Origin of the sequence: Actinoplanes sp. CA-015351, assembly GCF_050955685.1 — a bacterium.
In the GTDB taxonomy this organism is placed as follows: Bacteria; Actinomycetota; Actinomycetes; order Mycobacteriales; family Micromonosporaceae; genus Actinoplanes.
On record NZ_CP192102.1, the window covers coordinates 3,164,571 to 3,185,384 of the forward strand.

Here is a 20,814-nt window from a genome sequence, read left to right on the forward strand (position 1 = left end):
AAGGGGAACCATGAACGACGAACGCCTCATCACCCACCTGCGCCACGTCGACCTGGCCGTGCCGGACTACGACAGGCAGCTCGACTTCTACACCACCATGTGGGGCCTGGACGCCGAGACCACCGACGACGGCCTCGCCTTCCTGGCCGCCGCTGGCTCGCCCGAGCAGTACTCGGTGCGGCTGCGCAAGGCCGCTGAGAAACGGCTCGACCTGATCGCGTTCGGCGCCGCGAGCGAGACCGACGTGAACGCACTGGCCGAACGACTCGGCCGCGCCGGCATCACGCTGGTCAGCGAGCCGGGCAAACTGACCACCCCCGGCGGGGGTTACGGCTTCCGGTTCTTCGACCTCGACGGCCGGACCGTCGAGGTCTCCTGCGACGTGGCCGTCCGGCAGCACCGCAAGCTGGAAGAGGGCGAGTCCGTCCCGGTCAAGCTCTCACACGTGGTGATCAACTCGCCGAACCCGGAGGCGACCGTCGCCTTCTACGACCAGCACCTGAACTTCGCCCTCTCGGACACACTGATGCACCCGCGGATGGGCGAGATGATGTATTTCCTGCGGACCAACCGCTGGCATCACAGCCTCGCGATCGCCCGCGGCCCGCACGTCTCGTTGCACCACGCCTCGTTCGAGATGCGCGGCATCGACGAGTACATGCGCGGCACCGGCCGGCTGCTGCGCGGCGGTGTGGAGAAGGTGTGGGGCCCGGGCCGGCACATGGCCGGCAACAACACCTTCAGCTACTTCCTCGACCCGCACGGCAACACCATCGAATACACGACGGAGCTCGAAGAGCTCGACGAGGACACCTGGCACCCGCACCTCTATGACTTCTCCGACCCGGCGGTCAGCGACCAGTGGGGTACGGCGAACCCGATGAACGAGTTCGTCGCGAAGCAGTCGTTCAACGACGTCGACCGCGGCATCTTCGTCGCCCCTCCGGTCTGACGCCATGCGAATCGCGCGATTCCGGCACGATGGTCAGGACCGAACCGGAGTGATCCAGGACGGCCAGGTCCGTCCCTTCGCCGATGATCTCGAAACCATCGCGGTCATCGAGATGGGCGTCGGCGCGGCGAGCGGGCTGAGCCTCGGCACCGCCGTACCCCTGAAGGATGTTCGCCTGCTGGCGCCGCTGCACCCAAGCTCGATCCGTGACTTCGTCGCGTTCGAGGAACACGTCGACGGCGTGCGGCGCAGCATCGACGGCAGCGGGGGAGTGCCCGAGGCCTGGTACGACGCACCGACCTTCTACTTCACCAACCCGCACGCGATCCTCGGCCCGGACGACGACGTGCCGTTCCCGGCGTCCTCGGTGAATCGTGACTTCGAGCTGGAGGTCGCCGCGATCGCCGGGCCCGGCGAGACCATCTTCGGCTACACCGTCTTCAACGACTGGTCCGCGCGTGACCTGCAAAAACGCGAGATGCAGGTGAACCTGGGCCCGGCCAAGGGCAAGGACTTCGCGAGCACTCTCGGCCCGTGGATCGTCACCGCCGACGAACTCGAGCCCTTCAAGGACGAGGACGGTTTTTTCGATCTGTGGTGCGCGGCGGGTGTCAACGGCACGGAGATCGGCCGTGACCTGCTCAGCAACATGGGCTGGACCTTCGAGACGATGCTCGCCTACGCCGCCCGCGACAGCCTGGTGAGACCCGGCGACGTGCTCGGCTCGGGCACGGTCGGCAACGGCGGCTGCCTCGCCGAGTTGTGGGGCCGCAACGGGCGACAGGATCCGCCGCCGCTGCGCGACGGCGACGTGGTCACCCTGACGGTCCAGGGCATCGGCACTCTGACAAATCGGATCACTTCCGGACAGGCGAGCAGGGAACTGCCGGCCGTCCGACGCCGTGATCAGGAGAAAGCACGAATCGAAAGGCAGAGCTGAATGTTCGAGTACTTTCCCGGCAACTACGTCTGGAACCTCGGCGTGGTCGCCACCCTGAACAGCGGCGGCCTGATCGACGAGGTGGACCGCGCCTGCCGCCCGATCCGCGATCTCGCGGGGCAGGGCTCGGACGTCGGGACCAAGGAGTTCATGGCTTCCTGGGCCGCCGTCGCCGAGGATCTCGCGACCCAGGCGGCGGCCGACGAGAAGGCCGGGCACCTGCGTACCGCTGGGCAGAAATATCAGCGGGCCACCAACTACCTGGCACAGGCCGAGCGGATGCAGAGCGCGAAATCGCCGGACCGCAAGGAGTTCTACCAGCGGCTCCTCGACCTGCAGCAGAAGGCGTTCGACCTGATCGACCCGGCCACCACCCGGGTCGCGGTGCCGTTCGAGGGTCACCAGCTCCCGGCGTACTTCACGAAGGCCGGCGCGGCGAACGCTCCGACGATCATCCTGTGGAACGGGTTGGACTCGACCAAGGAGCACATGTACGCCTCGGGCTTCGCGCACGAGATGGCCGCGCGGGGCATCAACACCCTGATGGTCGACTGTCCGGGCAGTGGCGAGGCGCTGCGGTTCCTCGGCCTGACCAGCCGGGTCGAGACCGAGGACTGGGCGAAAGCCTGTGTCGACTACCTGCTGACCAGGGATGACGTCGACGACACGAAGATCGGCCTGATCGGCTGGTCGCTGGGTGGTTACTACGCACCGAGGGCGGCCGCGTTCGAGAAGCGGATTGCGCTCTGCGTGGCCTGGGGTGCCAACCACGACTGGGGCGCCGTGCAGAAACGCCGCCTCGAACGCGAGGGAGAGAACCCGGTCCCGCACTACTGGGACCACGTGCTCTGGGTGTGGGGCGAGACCGACCTCGACACCTTCATCAGGAAAGCGGAGGCGGTCAACCTGGACGGCGTGGTCGAGCAGATCACCGTCCCGTTCCTGATCGCGCACGGCGAGAACGACAGGCAGATCCCGGTTCAGTACGCGTACCGCTCCTACCAGCAGGCCGTCAACTCACCCAAGCGTGAGCTGCGGATCTTCACGAAGGAGGAGGGCGGCGCCGAGCACATCGGGCTCGACCACTTCGCCCACGTGCAGTCGTTCATCGCCGACTGGGTCGACGAGACTTTCCGGGGTCAGAAATGATCGACCCGAAAGACCCCGAGGGCGCTATAGCGGAAGCCGCGAAACGCTGCTCCAACTGGGGGCGGTGGGGTGCTGACGACGTACAGGGGACCATGAATTTCCTGACCCCCGCCAAGCGTGCGCAGGGCGCGAAGCTGGTGCGGCGCGGGGTGTCGTTCTCGTTGTCGCAGAGCTTCGACGCCGACGGCCCGCAGAAAGGCTGGCGCCGGCGCACCAATCCGGTGCACACGATGCTGGACACCGGAACTGACGCGGTCACCGGTGTGCAGGGCTTCCCGCACGGGCTCGGTGGCGCCGACGACGTGATCGCGATGCCGTTGCAGTGCTCAACGCAGTGGGACGGGCTCGGCCACATCTTCGATCACGGCCTGGCTTGGAACGGCCGCCCGGCGGAGAAGGTGGTGACCAGCCTCGGTGACCTGAAGACGGGCATCGAGACGGTCGCCGACGTGATCGCCGGCCGGGGCGTCCTTCTTGACGTGGGGCGCGTTCTAGGGACGGACGGCGAGCTGCCGGACGGGTTCGCCATCACCGAAGAACACCTCACGGCTACCATCGCGGCCCAGAAGACCGAGGTGGGCCGGGGTGACATCGTCCTGGTGCGCACCGGTCAGCTCACCCGGGCACGGCGGAACGGCTGGGGCGATTACGCGGGCGGGCCAGCTCCCGGTCTGTCGTTCATGACCGCCGGTTGGCTGCACCGCACCGAGATCGCGGCGATCGCCACCGACACCTGGGGTTTCGAGGTGCGGCCGAACGAGTTCGATCACGCGTTCCAGCCGTTGCACCAGGTGGCGATCCCGCACATCGGGCTCTTCCTGGGCGAGATGTGGGACCTGGACGCGCTCGCCGCCGACTGCGCAGAGGACGGAATCCACGAGTTCTGGCTCACCGCCGCGCCCCTGCCGATCACCGGAGCCGTGGGCTCCCCGGTCAACCCGATCGCCGTCAAATAGAGCGGCCGGGGAGGGACGGGCAGCGCCCCTCCCCGGCCGGGGAGGGACGGGCAGCGCCCCTCCCCGGCCTGGGAGCTCAGGCGGTGGCGGCCGCCGGCTCCTGGGCCGGGCGGCGCTTGGCCACCCAGCGTTCGAAGATCAGAGTGGTGAGGGGAGGGATTGAGGCGGCCAGGCCGAACAGCGTCCGCCAGATCGACCACCGCTCGGTGCGCGCCACCCAGAGCGTCGCCACCAGGTACGCGACGAACAGCACCCCGTGGAGCCGGCCGAAGAACCACACGCCGGCCTCGGTCGTCTCCGTGACGTGCTTCAGGAACATGCCCACCAGCAGTCCGGTCCACGAGAACGCTTCGGCGATCGCGGTGACCCTGAAGACTCGGAACGGTTGCACGTGCTTCCCCCTCGATTTCGGCGGTGCCGACCGTACGTGATCAAAGATGAGTGTTTGCTGGCAGTAGGGGTATGACGCCTCAGAGTGATTTGTCACCATAAAAGGGGGTTCCGTGCCGGACATCGTGGAAGTGATCAAAGAGCAGCATCGCCAGGTCGACGAGCTGCTGGAAGAGGCGACCCACGACGGGGTCGACAAGGCCGCGATCCTGCACGAGGTGCACCGGATGCTGCTGCCGCACTCGGAGGCCGAGGAGGACTTCGTCTACCCGGCGATCCGGGAGAAAGCGGCCGAGGCCGGCGAGGAGATCGTCGACGGCACCGTCGAGCACCACCAGGTCGAGGAGATGATGCAGAACCTGCTGCGCAGCGACCCGGAGAAACCCGGCTGGGACGGCACGCTCGCCGCGATCATCGGGGAGCTGCGGCACCACGTCGAGGAAGAGGAGGAGGAGCTGCTTCCGATTCTCGAGAAGAGCTTCAGCACTGAGGAGCGCGAGGCGATGGGCCGCCGATTCGTGGAGGCGACGACCGGCAAACTGCCCGAGCACCACCACACCAAGAGCGAGCTGTACGACCTGGCCCGCGAGCACGACATTCCCGGCCGATCCGGGATGTCGAAAGACGAACTGGCCGAAGCCGTCGGCGAAGCGTGATCCATCGGATACTGGACGGTATGGCCGAGATTCTGCCGGAGCGGATGCGCCCGTGCCGACGTTGCGGCCACCCCACCAGGGTGGACCGCATGATTCAGGGGTACGGGCGCAACTGCGCCGCTCTGCTCGGGCTGATCGGCAACACGGTCGACACCGGCCACGCCGGCCCCGACCTGTTCGACCTCATCGAGATCGAGCCCGACGACGAGTGCGACAGTGCGGACCGCCCGGCCGAGCGGGGAATCGCCATCTCCTCACGCCGCCGCCGGGCGTGAGCGTGCCTCGAACTCGCCGCCAGGCGTGAGCGCGCCGCAAGCTCGCCGCCGAGCGTGAGCGCGCCGCAAGCTCGCCGCCGAGCGTGAGCACGCCGCAAACTCGCCGCCGGGCGTGAGCACGCCTCAAACTCGCCGCCGGGCACGAGCGCGAGCACGAGCACGAGCACGAGCACGCCTTCCCGACCCGGCGGCGAGCACGAGCGCACGGCTCAAACCCTGCGCCCCGTACCAGCGAGCATCAAGAACGTGCTCGGGTCCGGCGCCTCCTCCCCGGGATCCGGGCGCCACCGCGGCGCCGGCACCACACCCGGTTCCTCCAATGCCCAGCCGTCGAAGAACCGTTCCACCTGCTCCTGCCCGCGCGGGAGCAACGACGACCCGGTCCGGTTGTACAGATCGGCGACCCGCTCCAGCTCCGGCGCCCGTTCGTCGATCGTCGCGTGCGAGAGAACCAGCATGCTGCCCGGCGCCGCGATCTCGCGATACACCGGGAGCGCCTCGCTCAGTGCCCGGCTGTCCGGGATGAAATGCAGCACCGCGACCATCAGGATGCCGACCGGCTGGCTCAGATCGAGCAGATCCTTCACCTCCGGCTCGTCCAGCAGGATCGACGGCTGCCGCAGGTCGCCGTGGATGACGGCTGCCCGGGGATCATCACCGACCAGCTGACGCCCGTACAGCACGGCCGTCGGGTCGACGTCGACGTAGACCACCCGTGCCTCAGGTGCGATCTGGTGCACGTTCTGCTCGGTCGGAATGCCGGACCCGAGATCGAGGAACTGACGGATGCCCTGCGCGGTCGCGTACCGGACGGCCCGATGCAGGAACGCACGGTTCGATCGGGTGATCGCCGGCATGTCCGGCATCAGCTCGAGCGTGCGGGCCACGATCGCCCGATCGGAGGCGAAGTTGTGGGTGCCGCCGAGGAACGCGTCGTAGATGCGTGCGGAGCTGGGCCGATTCGGGTCGATAGGCGGTTCAGCCGTGCTGCTCATCCGGTCACGATGCCCATATTCGCCATCCCGATAACCGGAATATCCTAATAAAGTACTTTAGAGGTGGGAGGGATCGGTGGAGTCACGCGAGATCCCGGGGCTTCTGCTCGACACCGCCCCGGACGCGATTGTCGTCAGCCGCAGGGACGGCGTGATCACGCTGGCCAACCGCAGGGCGCACGACATGTTCGGATACCCCGCCGGTGAGCTGGTCGGACGCTTGGTCGACGACCTGGTCCCCGAGGAGGCGCGAGAGAACCACCCCGAGCAGTGCCGCGCCTATCTCTCCGGCGAGAGCGGCCCAATGCGCCGCCGGCCGTTGCGGGGCCGGCGCCGTGACGGCAGCGTCTTCCCCGTCGAGATCTCGCTCTCCGCGGTCACCGACGGAGAGTCCGAGACGTACGTGACCTCGGTGCTCCGTGACGACACGACACAACGCCAGGCCGCGCAGGAACGCGCCCTGCTCGCCTCGATCGTGCAGTCCTCGCACGACGCGATAGTCACCACCGACCTCGACGGCGTCGTGACCTCGTGGAATCCCGGCGCCGAGATGCTGTACGGCCACCCGGCCTCGGCGACGATCGGCACGTCGATCGACGTGATCATCCCGCCCGAGCGGCGCGGCGACGAGGAACAGGTCCGTCTGCTGGTCCGCCTCGGCGGCCGCGTCGACCGGTACCGGACCATCCGGCTCACCGCGAAAGGCGAGATGATCGCGGTCTCGGCGCTCATCTCGCCGCTGCTCGACGAACGTGGCCGGATGATCGGCACGACCACGATCACCCGCGACATCAGCGATCGGGAACGTGCCGAGGGCCGCGTGCAGGCGGTGCTGGACGCGGCGCCGGACGCTGTGCTCGGCGTGGCCGAGTCCGGCGAGGTGGTGCTGGTCAACGCGGAGGCGGAACGGCTGTTCGACCATCCCCGGTACGACCTGCTGCACATGCCGCTGCCGCTGCTGCTGCCGGACGGGCTTCCGCCGGTCTCGGCCGTGCTGCGTACCGGCGGGGACAGCACGCTGCTGGACACCATCCGTGCCGACGCCGACCCCGATCAGCCCGCCGACCAGCGCTGGGCCACCCGGCGCGCGCTGCGCCGCGGCGGCGCCGAACTGCCCGTCGACATCGCCTGCAGCTCCCTGCACACCGACAGCGGGGTGGTGATCGTCGTGGTGGTCCGCGACATCACCGAACGCCTCGCCGCCGAGGAGGAACGCCGCCGCCTGCGCGAGGAGGCCGACAAGCAACGCCTCGAGGCCCGCATCCAGCAGACCCAGCGCCTGGAGAGTCTCGGCCAGCTGGCCGGCGGCATCGCCCACGACTTCAACAACCTGCTCGCGGTGATCCTCAACTACGCGTCGTTCATCGTCGAGGACGCGGCCGGCACCCCACCGGCCGCCGACGCCGAGCAGATCGCCCGGGCCGCCCGGCGCGGCAGCGACCTCACCCACCAGCTGCTCGCCTTCGCCCGCCGCGAGGTGATCCGGCCCCGGCCGCTGAACCTGAACGTCGTGGTCACCGAGGTACACCAGATGCTGGAACGGTCGCTCGGTGAGCACATCGCGCTGACCGTGCGTACCACCGCGGGGCTGCCGTCGGTCATGGCCGACCCGGGCCAGCTCGAACAGGTCCTGGTCAACCTGGCGGTCAACGCGCGCGACGCGATGCCCGGCGGCGGCCGCCTCACCATCGACACCGCGCCGGTGCACGTCGGCGCCGAATACGCCACCCGCGCGCCCGTGCGACCCGGCGTCTACGTGCGCCTGCGGGTCTCCGACACCGGCACCGGCATGCCGCAGGAGGTGATCGACAAGGCGTTCGAGCCGTTCTTCACCACGAAACCGAGCGGGCACGGCACCGGGCTCGGCCTGGCCACCGTCTACGGCATCATCACCCAGGCCGGCGGCACCGTGCAGATCTACTCCGAGCCCGGCATCGGCACCACGTTCACCATCCTGCTGCCGGCCACCGACGTGGAGGCGCAGCAGGCGCCGCCGGAGGAGTCGGCGGCCGGGCTCACCGGGCACGGCGCGACGGTCCTGGTCGTCGAGGACGAGGCCGCGCTGCGCGAGGTGACCTGCCGGATTCTGCGGCGCGGCGGTTACACGGTCCTCGCGGCCGGCAACGGCGAGGAGGCGCTGCGCCTCGCCGCCGAGCACGCGATCGACGTCCTGCTCACCGACGTGATCATGCCGGGGATGCTGGGCCGGGACCTGGCGACCGCCATCGATCGGACGTGGCCCGGCACCAAGGTCCTGTTCATGTCCGGTTATGCCCAGCCGGTCCTGACCACCCACGGCACCCTCTCGGCCGAGGTCCACCTGCTGGAGAAACCGTTCACGAGTGCCGAGTTGATGCGCGCCCTGCACGAGGAGCTGCAAGCCAAGCCGTAAGGGGTGGTCATGGCGTACCAAAAAACGGCAACCGCCCTGCTCGCGCTGATCATCGGCCTGAACCCGCCCGCTGCCCGCGTCGCGCGAGCGGATGCGCCGGTCGCGCGAGCAGACGCGCCGGGCGCGCCCGGCAAGGACCAGCAGTACCTTCCGGCCGACAAAACCGGCCTCCTGACCTCGGCAAACACCCGCAGCAAAGTGTGGGTCACCCTCGCGCGAGGAGGCGGCGGCTCCGAGATCTTCTACCCCGACCTGGGTACGCCCAGCGCCCGCGCCCTGCAATTCGCAGTGGCCGCATCGTCCGGCCCCGCGGTGCGCACCCCGGAGCCGGTGACCGAAATGGTCGGCGACCGCAGCCTGAGCTACCGGCAGACGTTCACCGACCCGGCGGCGAAATGGCGGCTCGTCGCGGACTACACGGTGGATCCGGAGGCGGCGGTGCTGCTGATCAGGGTGCGGTTCACCGGCGAGGGACACCGGCTGTACACGATCTTCGATCCGGCGCTGAACAACAGTCGTAGTGGCGATTCCGGCCGTACCGAAGGCGACGCCCTGATCGCCACCGACGGCCCGGTGACCAGCGCACTCGTGTCGTCACCGCCGCTGCTCGCCACCTCCAGCGGATTCGCCGGGGTGAGCGACGGGTGGACGGATCTGCTCGCCGACGGCCGGATGGACTGGCACTACACCTCGGCGAAGCCCGGAAATCTGGTGCAGACGGCGGAGGTGGCGAACACCGCGACACTCGCCCTCGGGTTCGGTCCTGCTGCTCTCACGGACGCTTCGACCGTACTCAACAAAGGTTTTGATCTTGTCCGGGAGGCTTATGCGCGGGGTTGGGACGGCTATCTGAACAGCGTGAACCGGCCGCCGGCCGGTGCGGATCGGCGGCTGTGGAACGCGTCGGCGATGCTGCTGGCCGCTGTCGAGGACAAGACGCGAAGGGGTGCCTACATCGCCGCCCCGGCCGCGCCCTGGGCGTTCGGGCGCGAGGATCCGTCCGGTTCTTATCACCTGGCCCGGTCAATGGATCTCTATCAGATAGCGACCGGTCTGCTTGCCACCGGTGATCGGGCCGGGGCGGTGCGGGCGCTGAATCACCTGTTCACGGTGCGGCAGAGGGACGAGCTGGCGTTGCCCATCGTTCTCGCCTATCAGCTGGGCGGGACGTCGCAGTGGCCCGAGGTGAAGAAGGCGGCGGACATCCTGACCGAATCTGACGGTGCGCTGCCCGGCCCGGGGGAGCGCTGGTATTCGCCGGCCACGATCGCAGCAGGCATCGCCGGGCTGGTCTGTGCGGCCGCCATCGCCCGCGCGTCGTCCGACACGGCGTCGGCCGAGCGTTATCTGGCCACCGCCGACTCATGGCGGGCGAACGTCAAGAAATGGACGGTGACCAGCACCGGGCCGTATTCGGAGAAGCCCTACTTCCTGCGACTCACCAAGGACGGCCGGCCCGACGCGGGCACCGCTTACGACATCGGCGACAGCGGTCCGGCCGGCGTCGACCAGCGCCGGGTCGTCGATCCGGGATTCCTGGAGCTGGTCCGGCTCGGTGTGCTGCCGGCCCGCGATCCGGTCGTCACCGCCAGCCTCGACGTCGTCGACGAGCAGCTCGGCGTGCCGGTACGCGACGGCATGTACTGGTACCGCGCCTCGTTCGACGGATACGGCGAGAAGGCCGACGGCAGCCAATGGGACTTCCCGCTCCCGGCCGGGTCGCGGATCACCCGGGGCCGGCTGTGGCCGCTGCTCAACGGTGAGCGAGGGGAGTACGCGATCGCGTCCGGCTCGGTGCGGGAGGGCCGGGAGCAGCTCGCGCTGATGGCCCGGGCGGCAGGGCCGTCGCTGGTGCTGCCCGAGCAGGTGTGGGACAAGGAGCCGCCGTACCGGACGGCCGGCACCCCGACCACCTCGGCAACGCCGCTGACCTGGACGCACGCGCAGTATGTGCGTCTGGCGGCGAATCTGGCCGCCGGGCGGATCCTGGAGCAGCCTGCGGCGGTCTTCGACCGTTACGCCGTGGCGCTGACGACCAGTCCCACGCAGCCGCAGGCCAGCAGGGTCACGGCCACCAGTAGCAGCACCACGGCGGCAGCGAGCCCGGGATAACGCTGCGGCGGCACGCCGATGTTGCCGCGCAGGAACGACAGCAACGGCGCCCGGTACTCGAGTTCGACCGTCCGGCCGGAAACCGCGAGCACCGTGGTTTCGGCCGTACCGATCCGGTCCGGCATCAGGTACGGCACGTGGACGTGCACGTGGTGCTGGCCGAGCGCCACCGCCGTGACGACCCGGCCCCAGCTCGCCGGTACCGATTGGCCGTCGATCTCCAGGACCGGGGTGTACATGCCGAGCAGGAAGGCCAGGGGCGCGTACCGCAGGGTCACGGCGATCGTCGAGCCGCCGTTGCCGCGCGTCGTGTCGTCCGGCGGGAAGCCGGGCAGGACCGGGCGGTAGGGCGGAGCTTGCGTGGCCACGCCCGGAACGATATGCCGGAAGCCGAATCTCTTTCAATGTCCGATGTAGATGGTCGACGGGCAGCTCGTGTCGTCGTTCATCGATAGGATGCGTGCCTGACCGATCACCCTCGTCGGCCCGGAGGCTTCGCGTGACCTCAAGCAACACCGGCCCCACCGTGGACCAGCAGACCGTCTCACCGGCACGCCGGTGGAACTACTGGCTCGGAGGCAAGGACCACTTCCAGGTCGACCGCGATGCCGGTGACCGGATAGCCGCGGCGTACCCGGCGGTCCGCACCGCCGCCCGGCAGGGCCGCGCGTTCCACAACCGGGCGATCCGTTACCTGGCCGGCGAGGCCGGGGTCCGGCAGTTCCTCGACATCGGCACCGGCCTGCCCGCGCCGGACAACACCCACGAGGTGGCCCAGTCGATCGCACCGGACAGCAAGGTCGTCTACGCCGACAACGACCCGATGGTGCTGGCGCACGCCCGGGCCCTGATGGTCGGCGGCGTCACCACGTTCGTGCACGGCGACCTCAACGAGCCGGGCGCCATCCTCGCCGCCGACGAACTGCGGGACACGCTCGACCTCACCCAGCCGGTCGGCATCCTGCTCATCGCCGTGCTGCACTTCGTCCCGGACGACGAGAAAGCCCGCAGCGTGGTCGCCGAACTGCTCGACGCGGTGCCGTCCGGGAGCTACCTGGTCGCCACCAACTCGACCAAGGACTTCGTGCCCCCGCACGTCGCCGCGGTCTACGACCAGATGCTCGCGGCCGGCCACGTCGACGCCTGGCCGCGCGACAAGGACACGTTCGGGCGATTCTTCGACGGCCTCGAACTCATCGACCCGGGCGTCGTGGCGATCAGCGAATGGCGTCCCGGCGCCGGGGAACGGCCGACCGCCGCCGAGGTGTCGATGTACGGCGCCGTCGGCCTCAAGCCTTGATGACGTAAACCTTGCGCAGCGGCTCGCTGACGTGCCACACGGTCTTCGTGCCGGCGGCGAGCCGTACCAGGTCACCCGGCTTGATCTCGAACTTCGCGCCGTCCTCCAGCTCGATCACGGCGCGCCCGGCGAGCAGCACGAACGCCTCGTCCGCCTCGACGTCGGTCGCCGTACCGGCGCTCATTTCCCAGACGCCGATCTCGACACCCAGGCCGTCCAGCGCCGTGACCGTGGCGGCGCCACTGGTCGGCGCCCCGCTCACCACCTGATCGGCAGCGATGGGTTCGTGCGGCACGAGTACCTCGGCCAGGGGAAACACAGCTACAGGCTCCATGGCGTTGCACGATAGCCGTACCGTGGCTGTTCGTAGCCTCGCAGGGGTTCGATCGCTTCTCAGGGTTTCTTCAGCGGGCATTGCTAGTTTTTCGATCAAGCTGGTTTCCGGAGCGGGAGTTAAAAGTGGTCTTCAAGAAGTTGCTGGGCGCCCTCGGGGTCGGCGGGCCGAGCGTGGACACCGTGTTGTCCAACCCCAGCACCTACCCGGGCGCACCCTTGACCGGCCAGGTCAACGTGGTCGGCGGGACGCAGGACGCCGATATCGAGCACATCACTCTCGGCCTGGTCACCCGGATGGAGGTGGAGTCCGGCGGCAGTGACTACTCGGCCGTCGCCGACTTCCACCGGCTCACCGTCAGCGGCCCGATGCGGCTCGCCGCCGGCCAGCAGGTCTCCATCCCGTTCCGCATCGACATGCCGTGGGAAACCCCGATCACCACGGTCTACGGCCAGAGCCTGCGCGGCATGGTGATGGGTGTCCGCACCGAGGTGGCGATCGCCCGCGCGGTTGACAAGGGCGACCTCGACGCCGTCCACGTGCACCCGCTGCCCATCCAGCAGAAGATCCTGGACGCGTTCGCGCAGCTCGGCTTCCGGTTCAAGTCCGCCGACATCGAGCACGGCCAGATCTACGGCGTGCACCAGACGCTGCCGTTCTACCAGGAGATCGAGTACTACCCGCCGCAGCAGTACGCGCACGGCATCAACGAGGTCGAGCTGACCTTCGTGACCAGCCCGCACGCGGTCGAGGTCGTCCTCGAGTTCGACAAGCGCGGCGGCCTGTTCACCCAGGGGCACGACACCTACGGTCGCTACACCGTCCAGCACCAGGACGCCGACACCACCGACTGGCGCGCAGTCGTCGACGGCTGGGTCCGCCAGGCGCTCGACAAGCGCAAGTCGATGCCGGGCTTCGGTGCTCCGGGTGGTTACGGTCAGCCGGCTTACGGAGCGCCGGGTTACCCGCCGCCCGGTTATGGGCACCACGGTCACTACCGGCGTGGTGGTCACCACGGCGGCGGCATGGGCGGGGTGGCCATGGGTGTCGCGGGTGGTCTCGCCGCCGGCTACGTCGCTGGTGAGGTCTTCGACGAGATCGGCGACGCCTTCGAGGGCGGCGACGAGTAAGGCTGTGTGAGCCGGTCGGGCCGTCGTGCCCGCCCGGCTTCTTTCTTTCCTATCTCCCATTCAATCGATGGGATATGTATGCTGCGGGCATGACGATCCGCCGCATCGGAGGCCGCATCGGGGCAGAGTTCCTCGATGTCGACTTGGCCCAGCCCATCTCCAGTGACCTCGCCGCTGAGATCAACAGCGCGCTGGTCGAACACAAGGTCCTGGTCTTCCGCGGCCAGAACCTCGACGACGAGGCGCACGTCCGCTTCTCCAGGATCTTCGGCGCGCTGACCACAGCGCATCCGACCGTCCCTTCGGTCGACGGGCAGACCAACGTCCTGGAGGTGGCCGGCGGCGAGGGTGCTCGCGCCAACACGTGGCACACCGACGTGACGTTCGTACTCAGCCCGCCGAAGGCGACGACGCTGCGCAGTCTGGTCATCCCGCCGTATGGCGGTGACACGCTCTTCGCCAACACCGCCGCGGCATATCAAGACCTGCCGTCGCACCTGCGAGTGCTCGCCGACCAGCTGTGGGCAGTGCACAGCAATGAATACGACTATGCCGAGCACCCGCAGTTCCGTACCGACGAGCTGGACGAGTACCAGAAGGTCTTCACGTCGACGCGGTACCGCACCGCCCACCCGGTCGTCCGCATCAACCCTGATTCGAACACGCCGAACCTCTTCATCGGCGGGTTCACCACTGGGGTCGTCGGGCTGTCGAAGACCGAGTCGCGCGACATCCTGCGTCTGCTGCAGAGCTATGTCACCCGCCCGGAGAACACGTTGCGTCACAGCTGGAAGGTCGGCGACGTGGTGGTCTGGGACAACCGGTCGACACAGCACTACGCCGTTGACGACTACGGCGACCTGCCTCGTCGTCTGCACCGCGTGACGATTGCCGGTGACATCCCGGTCGGCGCGGACGGTAACAAGAGCTACCTCATCGAGGGTGACGACGCTGCTCACTACACACCGTCAGAGGTCGCCTGAGCCAGGCGACTCGCCGCCGGCTCCTTTCTTGGGTACGCACTAGAGCACTGCGATCCTGTCGAGCCTTTAGTCGTACGCAAGAAGGGTTGAAGCCGGCGGCGGCATGCTCAGATCTCGGCAGGCGCTGATTGGCGCCTGGCTTCTGTCACATCGGCAATCAACTCGTCCCACTTCGCGTCGTCGCGGAAGCGAGCCAGCTGGACGTCCTTCGCGGAGCGTGCCGACGTGTACTCCCACCAGGCCGCCACACGGACCGGCCACAGGCCGACACGAATGGCACCCGCGAGGAAACAGCGGTGCGCCAGCAGCGTCGCCGCCAGGATCTCCGGCTCCAGCTCGATGTCCGGGTCGTCGATCGCCTTGCCGAGCGCCCGCACGTCGCGGTGCATCTCGGAGTAGGAGATCAGACTGGGCATCGCCGGGATGAGCAGCTCGTCCTCGGGGGCGACGAGATCGTCGGCATAGGCGGGAATGAAGACGACGTCGTCAACCGTGATGATCAGCGGCAGGGACTCGTGCTTTCGGCGCAGGTCAACCTGTACGGCGGGAGCGCCGGTGGGCACGTGAACCCAGTCGGCGTCGAGCACGTCGCGGAAGGCCAGACGAATGGTGTCACCGATCGCCGGGACATGAACGGTGACCAGGCCGGGCCCGTAGGACACCTGGGTCCCCGGGACCTCCTGGATCATCTCGGCGAGTTCGTCAGTGCGCATGGCCTCGTTATACGCGGTTTAGGGTTTTCTCGCAGCGCCCGTTGTGACGCGCCTCGCGACGACCCTGGTTTGGCGTTGCGGAGCGTGGCCTGTATTGTTTATCGAGCCGCCAGGGAGACGGGCGAGCGAGCGGGACCCGACAGGGGCCCGGCGCGGCCGTCCTGGAGGAAACCCCAGAAATGATCACGGTTTTCGGACCGTGTAATGTTCTGCGGGTTGCTCGAACGGGATCTTAATTCGTTTGAAATTCGCTGAAAACGCGGATTTGACGGAGCGGAAAACGAGCGGGTAAACTTGAGCAAGTGCCCCGGAGCGGGCCGCGGAAGCGGTTTTAGCAACGGTGTGCGGTTGTTCTTTGAGAACTCAACAGGGTGCTTGATAAGCCAGTGCCAATAATGGCATTACCCCGACCCATCTCTTACCGGGGATGGGTGGGAGATTCCTTTGGCAACATTTGTTTGTTGCCGGGACGCTTTTCCAAAGATTTTGTTGGAGAGTTTGATCCTGGCTCAGGACGAACGCTGGCGGCGTGCTTAACACATGCAAGTCGAGCGGAAAGGCCCTTCGGGGTACTCGAGCGGCGAACGGGTGAGTAACACGTGAGTAACCTGCCCCAGACTTTGGGATAACCCTCGGAAACGGGGGCTAATACCGGATATTACTTTGCATCGCATGGTGCTTGGTGGAAAGTTTTTCGGTTTGGGATGGACTCGCGGCCTATCAGCTTGTTGGTGAGGTAATGGCTCACCAAGGCGAGGACGGGTAGCCGGCCTGAGAGGGCGACCGGCCACACTGGGACTGAGACACGGCCCAGACTCCTACGGGAGGCAGCAGTGGGGAATATTGCACAATGGGCGGAAGCCTGATGCAGCGACGCCGCGTGAGGGATGACGGCCTTCGGGTTGTAAACCTCTTTCAGCAGGGACGAAGCGCAAGTGACGGTACCTGCAGAAGAAGCGCCGGCCAACTACGTGCCAGCAGCCGCGGTAAGACGTAGGGCGCGAGCGTTGTCCGGATTTATTGGGCGTAAAGAGCTCGTAGGCGGCTTGTCGCGTCGAATGTGAAAACTCGGGGCTCAACTCCGAGCTTGCATTCGATACGGGCAGGCTAGAGTTCGGTAGGGGAGACTGGAATTCCTGGTGTAGCGGTGAAATGCGCAGATATCAGGAGGAACACCGATGGCGAAGGCAGGTCTCTGGGCCGATACTGACGCTGAGGAGCGAAAGCGTGGGGAGCGAACAGGATTAGATACCCTGGTAGTCCACGCTGTAAACGTTGGGCGCTAGGTGTGGGGGACCTCTCCGGTTTTCTGCGCCGCAGCTAACGCATTAAGCGCCCCGCCTGGGGAGTACGGCCGCAAGGCTAAAACTCAAAGGAATTGACGGGGGCCCGCACAAGCGGCGGAGCATGCGGATTAATTCGATGCAACGCGAAGAACCTTACCTGGGTTTGACATCGCCGGAAAACTCGTAGAGATACGGGGTCCTTCGGGGCCGGTGACAGGTGGTGCATGGCTGTCGTCAGCTCGTGTCGTGAGATGTTGGGTTAAGTCCCGCAACGAGCGCAACCCTCGTCCCATGTTGCCAGCATTTAGTTGGGGACTCATGGGAGACTGCCGGGGTCAACTCGGAGGAAGGTGGGGATGACGTCAAGTCATCATGCCCCTTATGTCCAGGGCTTCACGCATGCTACAATGGCCGGTACAAAGGGCTGCGATACCGTGAGGTGGAGCGAATCCCAAAAAGCCGGTCTCAGTTCGGATCGGGGTCTGCAACTCGACCCCGTGAAGTCGGAGTCGCTAGTAATCGCAGATCAGCAACGCTGCGGTGAATACGTTCCCGGGCCTTGTACACACCGCCCGTCACGTCACGAAAGTCGGCAACACCCGAAGCCGGTGGCCTAACCCCTTGTGGGAGGGAGCCGTCGAAGGTGGGGCTGGCGATTGGGACGAAGTCGTAACAAGGTAGCCGTACCGGAAGGTGCGGCTGGATCACCTCCTTTCTAAGGAGCAACTTTCCGCGAAAGCGGACAGTAGCCCGCACCGCCCGAATGTGGTGGTGGGGTGCTCAAAGGCGGAGACACTGGCCAGTCAGGACCGGCAACGGCCGGCGACGTTAGTACCGCTTCCTCCGGGGAGTGTGGAAAGCGAGCTGGTGCGGCTGGATTCCTGGCGAAAAACAAGCATCCTGTTGGGTATCTGAAAGAACAACCCTTGTGGTTGGTCTTCAATGCCAGGCATGACCTGGTTCTTTATACCGCTCAGCTTGCTGGGGTTTTGGTGGAGAACTGATCGGGTTGTGGGTTGGTCGTTGGTTGAGAATTGCACAGTGGACGCGAGCATCTTGTTTTTTGTGGTTAAGTTGTCAAGGGCGAACGGTGGATGCCTTGGCACCAGGAGCCGATGAAGGACGTGGGAGGCCGCGATAGGCCTGGGGGAGCTGCCAACCTAGCTGTGATCCCAGGGTGTCCGAATGGGGAAACCTAGCACGAGTCATGTCGTGTTATCCGTGCCTGAATTCATAGGGCATGTGAGGGGAACGCGGGGAAGTGAAACATCTCAGTACCCGTAGGAAGAGAAAACAACCGTGATTCCGTGAGTAGTGGCGAGCGAAAGCGGATCTAGCCTAAACCAGATACGTGTGATACCTGTCAGGGGTTGCGTATTCGGGGTTGTGGGACCCACTTGATTGTTCTGACAGACAGTCGAAGAGTTACAAAGTTTCATGCTAGTCGAACGACGTGGGAAAGTCGGCCGTAGACGGTGAGAGCCCGGTAGACGAAAGTGTGTGACCTCTTTGTGGTGTTCCCGAGTAGCAGCGGACTCCTAGAATCTGCTGTGAATCTGCCAGGACCACCTGGTAAGGCTGAATACTTCCTGGTGACCGATAGCGGACAAGTACCGTGAGGGAATGGTGAAAAGTACCCCGGGAGGGGAGTGAAATAGTACCTGAAACCGTTCGCCTACAATCCGTCAGAGCCACCCTAGCAGTGGTGATGGCGTGCCTTTTGAAGAATGAGCCTGCGAGTTAGTGGCATGTGGCGAGGTTAACCCGTGTGGGGTAGCCGTAGCGAAAGCGAGTCTGAAGAGGGCGCTCTTTAGTCGCATGTTCTAGACCCGAAGCGGAGTGATCTAGCCATGGGCAGGTTGAAGCGTGGGTAAGACTACGTGGAGGACCGAACCCACCAACGTTGAAAAGTTGGGGGATGACCTGTGGTTAGGGGTGAAAGGCCAATCAAACTCCGTGATAGCTGGTTCTCCCCGAAATGCATTTAGGTGCAGCGTCGCGTGTTTCTTGCCGGAGGTAGAGCACTGGATGGTCTAGGGGGCCCACAAGCTTACTGAAATCAGCCAAACTCCGAATGCCGGTAAGTGAGAGCGCGGCAGTGAGACTGCGGGGGATAAGCTTCGTAGTCGAGAGGGAAACAGCCCAGATCGCCAGCTAAGGCCCCTAAGCGTGTGCTAAGTGGAAAAGGATGTGGGATCGCATTGACAACCAGGAGGTTGGCTTAGAAGCAGCCACCCTTTAAAGAGTGCGTAATAGCTCACTGGTCAAGTGGTTCCGCGCCGACAATGTAGCGGGGCTCAAGCACACCGCCGAAGCTGTGGCATTCACATATTAACTTAGCTTGGTCCCTTGAGGATCTTGTTCAGGTGTGTGGATGGGTAGGGGAGCGTCGTATGGCGGGTGAAGCGGCGGAGTGATCCAGCCGTGGACGCCATACGAGTGAGAATGCAGGCATGAGTAGCGAATGAAGGGTGAGAACCCCTTCCGCCGGATGACCAAGGGTTCCAGGGGCAGGCTAATCCGCCCTGGGTGAGTCGGGGCCTAAGGCGAGGCCGAGAGGCGTAGTCGATGGATAACGGGTTGATATTCCCGTACCCGCGTAGAAGCGCCCAAGACGAACCTCATAGTACTAACTATTTGATCAATTCAATGGCTTCGGCCGGCGATGCGGGATTCTAGGACCTTTGTGGGTAGTAGTTTAGCGATGGGGTGACGCAGGAAGGTAGATGATCCCGGCCGGTGGTTGTGCCGGGGTAAGCGTGTAGGCCGTACCGTAGGCAAATCCGCGGTGCATATGAGGCTGAGACGTGATGCCGAGCCGTTCTGGTGAAGTCATTGATCCTATGCTGCCGAGAAAAGCCTCTAGCGAGCTTCGAGCGGCCCGTACCCTAAACCGACACAGGTGGTCAGGTAGAGAATACCGAGGCGACGGGTGAACTGTGGTTAAGGAACTCGGCAAATTGCCCCCGTAACTTAGGGAGAAGGGGGGCCGGACGCGTGAAGCCCCTTGCGGGTGGAGCGTGGTATGGCCGCAGAGAGCAGGGGGAAGCGACTGTTTACTAAAAACACAGGTCCATGCGAAGTCGTAAGACGATGTATATGGACTGACGCCTGCCCGGTGCTGGAACGTTAAGGGGACCTGTTAGCGAGTAATCGCGAGGCGGAGAACTTAAGCGCCAGTAAACGGCGGTGGTAACTATAACCATCCTAAGGTAGCGAAATTCCTTGTCGGGTAAGTTCCGACCTGCACGAATGGCGTAACGACTTCCCCACTGTCTCAACCACAGGCCCGGCGAAATTGCAGTACGAGTAAAGATGCTCGTTACGCGCGGCAGGACGGAAAGACCCCGGGACCTTTACTATAGCTTGACATTGGTATCCGAATTTAATTGTGTAGGATAGGTGGGAGCCGGTGAAGCTCGGACGCCAGTTCGGGTGGAGGCATTGTTGAAATACCACTCTGTTGGGTTTGGGTATCTAACTTGCGGCCCTGATCGGGTCGAGGGACAGTGTCTGGTGGGTAGTTTAACTGGGGCGGTTGCCTCCTAAAGGGTAACGGAGGCGCCCAAAGGTTCCCTCAGCCTGGTTGGCAATCAGGTGTTGAGTGTAAGTGCATAAGGGAGCTTGACTGTGAGACTGACGGGTCGAGCAGGGACGAAAGTCGGGACTAGTGATCCGGCACTTGCGTGTGGAAGCGGTGTCGCTCAACGGATAAAAGGTACCCCGGGGATAACAGGCTGATCTTCCCCAAGAGTCCATATCGACGGGATGGTTTGGCACCTCGATGTCGGCTCGTCGCATCCTGGGGCTGTAGCAGGTCCCAAGGGTTGGGCTGTTCGCCCATTAAAGCGGTACGCGAGCTGGGTTTAGAACGTCGTGAGACAGTTCGGTCCCTATCCGCCGTGCGCGTTGGATACTTGAGAAGGGCTGTCCCTAGTACGAGAGGACCGGGACGGACGAACCTCTGGTGTGCCAGTTGTTCCGCCAGGAGCATGGCTGGTTGGCTACGTTCGGAAGGGATAACCGCTGAAAGCATCTAAGCGGGAAGCCTGCTTCGAGATGAGGTATCCCACCACCTTGAGTGGGTAAGGCTCCCAGTAGACTACTGGGTTGATAGGCCGGAAATGTAAGCACGGTAACGTGTTGAGTTGACCGGTACTAATAGGCCGAGGGCTTAACCACCCTAAATTTTATGCTTACGCGTCCACTGTGTGATTCACAGCAAACGAACAACCACCCCAGAAATTGGGT

Annotated in this window: 16 protein-coding genes and 2 rRNA genes; 13 read left to right on the forward strand and 5 right to left on the reverse strand. The window is 65.3% G+C overall.

Features of this window, described 5'->3' with window-relative positions; all coding sequences use genetic code 11:
* Positions 1-10 precede the first annotated feature (10 nt).
* Genes ACQP2E_RS14230 through ACQP2E_RS14245 form a run of 4 tightly spaced genes read left to right on the forward strand, consistent with a single transcriptional unit; the run spans position 11 to position 3,997 of the window.
* Positions 11-952 carry a VOC family protein gene (locus ACQP2E_RS14230; RefSeq protein ID WP_433831713.1) on the forward strand — a complete coding sequence of 314 codons (942 nt, stop codon included), beginning with the start codon at positions 11-13 and terminating at the stop codon, positions 950-952.
* A gap of 4 nt (positions 953-956) precedes the next feature.
* Positions 957-1,892, forward strand: coding sequence for a fumarylacetoacetate hydrolase family protein (locus ACQP2E_RS14235; protein WP_433831715.1), 936 nt, complete (start codon positions 957-959; stop codon positions 1,890-1,892).
* On the forward strand, positions 1,893-3,041 hold the full coding sequence (locus tag ACQP2E_RS14240; RefSeq protein ID WP_433831717.1) for an alpha/beta hydrolase family protein: 1,149 nt from the start codon (positions 1,893-1,895) through the stop codon (positions 3,039-3,041).
* Positions 3,038-3,997, forward strand: coding sequence for a cyclase family protein (locus ACQP2E_RS14245; RefSeq protein ID WP_433831719.1), 960 nt, complete (start codon positions 3,038-3,040; stop codon positions 3,995-3,997). The genes ACQP2E_RS14240 and ACQP2E_RS14245 overlap by 4 nt, the downstream gene beginning before the upstream one ends.
* A gap of 76 nt (positions 3,998-4,073) precedes the next feature.
* Here ACQP2E_RS14245 and ACQP2E_RS14250 read toward each other — a convergent pair whose 3' ends face one another.
* Positions 4,074-4,388 (reverse strand): DUF3817 domain-containing protein, encoded by a 315-nt coding sequence (locus ACQP2E_RS14250; protein ID WP_433831721.1) that lies wholly within the window; start codon positions 4,386-4,388, stop codon positions 4,074-4,076.
* A gap of 112 nt (positions 4,389-4,500) precedes the next feature.
* Here ACQP2E_RS14250 and ACQP2E_RS14255 point away from each other — a divergent pair, with 112 nt between their 5' ends.
* Together ACQP2E_RS14255 and ACQP2E_RS14260 are read left to right on the forward strand one after the other, a co-directional pair.
* Positions 4,501-5,043: a hemerythrin domain-containing protein gene (locus ACQP2E_RS14255; RefSeq protein ID WP_433831723.1), complete on the forward strand. Its 543-nt coding sequence runs from the start codon at positions 4,501-4,503 to the stop codon at positions 5,041-5,043.
* An 89-nt stretch (positions 5,044-5,132) separates the two neighbouring features.
* Positions 5,133-5,318, forward strand: a complete 186-nt coding sequence (locus ACQP2E_RS14260) for a hypothetical protein (protein WP_433831725.1) — start codon at positions 5,133-5,135, stop codon at positions 5,316-5,318.
* Between the two features lie 209 nt (positions 5,319-5,527).
* On the opposite strand, the gene ACQP2E_RS14265 is transcribed toward ACQP2E_RS14260, so the two are convergent.
* A complete protein-coding gene (locus ACQP2E_RS14265) occupies positions 5,528-6,313 on the reverse strand; it encodes an SAM-dependent methyltransferase (protein ID WP_433831727.1) in 786 nt (261 codons plus the stop codon).
* Between the two features lie 76 nt (positions 6,314-6,389).
* Between ACQP2E_RS14265 and ACQP2E_RS14270 the strand changes: the two genes are divergently transcribed.
* On the forward strand, positions 6,390-8,705 hold the full coding sequence (locus tag ACQP2E_RS14270; protein WP_433831729.1) for a PAS domain S-box protein: 2,316 nt from the start codon (positions 6,390-6,392) through the stop codon (positions 8,703-8,705).
* Between the two features lie 9 nt (positions 8,706-8,714).
* Entirely contained in the window at positions 8,715-10,817 is a 2,103-nt protein-coding gene (locus ACQP2E_RS14275; RefSeq protein WP_433831731.1) for a glycoside hydrolase family 15 protein, read from the forward strand.
* Here the strand turns inward: ACQP2E_RS14275 and ACQP2E_RS14280 are convergent.
* Positions 10,721-11,185, reverse strand: coding sequence for a hypothetical protein (locus ACQP2E_RS14280; RefSeq protein ID WP_433831733.1), 465 nt, complete (start codon positions 11,183-11,185; stop codon positions 10,721-10,723). The genes ACQP2E_RS14275 and ACQP2E_RS14280 overlap by 97 nt on opposite strands.
* A 131-nt stretch (positions 11,186-11,316) precedes the next feature.
* Here ACQP2E_RS14280 and ACQP2E_RS14285 point away from each other — a divergent pair, with 131 nt between their 5' ends.
* Positions 11,317-12,117, forward strand: coding sequence for an SAM-dependent methyltransferase (locus ACQP2E_RS14285; protein WP_433831735.1), 801 nt, complete (start codon positions 11,317-11,319; stop codon positions 12,115-12,117).
* On the opposite strand, the gene ACQP2E_RS14290 is transcribed toward ACQP2E_RS14285, so the two are convergent.
* Positions 12,107-12,451, reverse strand: coding sequence for a cupin domain-containing protein (locus ACQP2E_RS14290; protein WP_433831737.1), 345 nt, complete (start codon positions 12,449-12,451; stop codon positions 12,107-12,109). The genes ACQP2E_RS14285 and ACQP2E_RS14290 overlap by 11 nt on opposite strands.
* A 125-nt stretch (positions 12,452-12,576) precedes the next feature.
* On the opposite strand from ACQP2E_RS14290, the gene ACQP2E_RS14295 reads away from it, so the two are divergent.
* Positions 12,577-13,581, forward strand: a complete 1,005-nt coding sequence (locus tag ACQP2E_RS14295; RefSeq protein WP_433831739.1) for a sporulation protein — start codon at positions 12,577-12,579, stop codon at positions 13,579-13,581.
* 89 nt (positions 13,582-13,670) lie between these two features.
* On the forward strand, positions 13,671-14,564 hold the full coding sequence (locus ACQP2E_RS14300; RefSeq protein ID WP_433831741.1) for a TauD/TfdA dioxygenase family protein: 894 nt from the start codon (positions 13,671-13,673) through the stop codon (positions 14,562-14,564).
* A gap of 107 nt (positions 14,565-14,671) precedes the next feature.
* On the opposite strand, the gene ACQP2E_RS14305 is transcribed toward ACQP2E_RS14300, so the two are convergent.
* The gene (locus ACQP2E_RS14305) at positions 14,672-15,277 is read right to left on the reverse strand and encodes a hypothetical protein (protein WP_433831743.1); all 606 of its coding nucleotides are present in this window, start codon (positions 15,275-15,277) and stop codon (positions 14,672-14,674) included.
* 486 nt (positions 15,278-15,763) lie between these two features.
* On the opposite strand from ACQP2E_RS14305, the gene ACQP2E_RS14310 reads away from it, so the two are divergent.
* A 16S ribosomal RNA gene (locus ACQP2E_RS14310) occupies positions 15,764-17,278 on the forward strand.
* 352 nt (positions 17,279-17,630) lie between these two features.
* A 23S ribosomal RNA gene (locus tag ACQP2E_RS14315) occupies positions 17,631-20,745 on the forward strand.
* Together the 16S and 23S rRNA genes form the textbook arrangement of a ribosomal RNA operon.
* Positions 20,746-20,814 lie beyond the last annotated feature (69 nt).

Bases quoted from the DNA above. Each gene is read 5' to 3' on its own strand.
- ACQP2E_RS14230 (WP_433831713.1), top strand. From the start codon at position 11: ATGAACGACGAACGCCTCATCACCCACCTGCGCCACGTCGACCTGGCC.
- ACQP2E_RS14235 (WP_433831715.1), top strand. From the start codon at position 957: ATGCGAATCGCGCGATTCCGGCACGATGGTCAGGACCGAACCGGAGTG.
- ACQP2E_RS14240 (WP_433831717.1), top strand. From the start codon at position 1,893: ATGTTCGAGTACTTTCCCGGCAACTACGTCTGGAACCTCGGCGTGGTC.
- ACQP2E_RS14245 (WP_433831719.1), top strand. From the start codon at position 3,038: ATGATCGACCCGAAAGACCCCGAGGGCGCTATAGCGGAAGCCGCGAAA.
- ACQP2E_RS14260 (WP_433831725.1), top strand. From the start codon at position 5,133: ATGATTCAGGGGTACGGGCGCAACTGCGCCGCTCTGCTCGGGCTGATC.
- ACQP2E_RS14265 (WP_433831727.1), bottom strand. From the start codon at position 6,313: ATGAGCAGCACGGCTGAACCGCCTATCGACCCGAATCGGCCCAGCTCC.
- ACQP2E_RS14275 (WP_433831731.1), top strand. From the start codon at position 8,715: ATGGCGTACCAAAAAACGGCAACCGCCCTGCTCGCGCTGATCATCGGC.
- ACQP2E_RS14290 (WP_433831737.1), bottom strand. From the start codon at position 12,451: ATGGAGCCTGTAGCTGTGTTTCCCCTGGCCGAGGTACTCGTGCCGCAC.
- ACQP2E_RS14300 (WP_433831741.1), top strand. From the start codon at position 13,671: ATGACGATCCGCCGCATCGGAGGCCGCATCGGGGCAGAGTTCCTCGAT.
- ACQP2E_RS14305 (WP_433831743.1), bottom strand. From the start codon at position 15,277: ATGCGCACTGACGAACTCGCCGAGATGATCCAGGAGGTCCCGGGGACC.